1 protein-coding gene is annotated in these 1040 nt (G+C 73.7%); it reads right to left on the reverse strand.

Annotated features, from left to right (window positions below; genetic code table 11):
* The coding region (locus tag FUT87_RS25855) for an Hpt domain-containing protein (protein ID WP_186830769.1) at positions 1–1040 on the reverse strand (1040 nt) is incomplete at both ends.

Below are 1040 nucleotides of genomic sequence, written 5' to 3' on the forward strand. Positions count from 1 at the left end.
GACGGCGGACAGCGCGTCCAGGTCGATGGCGGCGTCCAGCTCGGGCACCGCCTGGGTCAGTTCAGGCACGTCGGCCGGGAATTCCGGCGACAGCGCATCGATCGCGACGGGCGTCGGTTCGGTCGCGGTCACCACGTCCAGGTCGGCCACCGGCAGCGGCGGCACGTCCAGGCCCGGCAGGTCCAGCGCGGGCAGGTCCAGCGACGGCAGCACCGAGCCGGCCGCGGCATGTTCCGCGTCCAGCGTGGCGAGCAGGTCCAGCGCGGCCAGTTCGTCGGCCGCGGGCGGCGTCGCGGGCGCGGGCGTCGCCACCTCGTCCGCCAGCGACAGTTCCGGCAGCACCTGCAGGCCGGCCAGATCGATCTCCGGCGCCGGCGCGGGGGCCGGGACCTCGGCGACTTCCGGCAGCTCGGCGACCTCGATGACCTCGGGGGCTTCCACCACCTCGGCCACCTCGATCAACTCGGGCACCGCCAGGACCGGCGCCGCGGCGGACAGCTGCAGCGGGGTGTAGCGGTTCTCCAGACGCAGCGCGTCGGCCACGGCGCGGAACGGCGCGCTGTGATAGCCGTGCGGCCGGCCTTCGCCGATCGCGGTGGCCCAGGCCTGGAAGCCGTCCAGCGCCTCGTTGCTGGCGCGCAGCAGGTCCGAATCGGCCTGCGGATGCTCCGACAGGCGATGGTTGTAGAGCTGTTCGAAGGCCCAGCCGGCTTCGCCGAACTCGTTCAGCCCGACCATGCGCGAGCTGCCCTTGAGCGTATGGAAAGCGCGACGCACCGTCGTCAGCTGTTCCTTGTCGCTGGCGCTGCGCGCGAGCGCGGTCAGCGCCTCGCGGGCGGTCGTCACAACCTCGGCGGCCTCTTCCAGGAAGATGCCCAGCATCTCCTCGTCGATGGCGGCCTCCGCCTGCGGGATCGGCGCGCTCGGCGCCGGCGCGGGCGGAGCGACCGGCGCGGCAGCCTCGATGAACTGCTGCAGCGATTCGGCGGCCTGGCTGCCGGCGGCGTCACCGCCGGACGAGAGCAGCTGCTGCTGCGCCT

The organism is Mitsuaria sp. TWR114 (assembly GCF_007997345.1).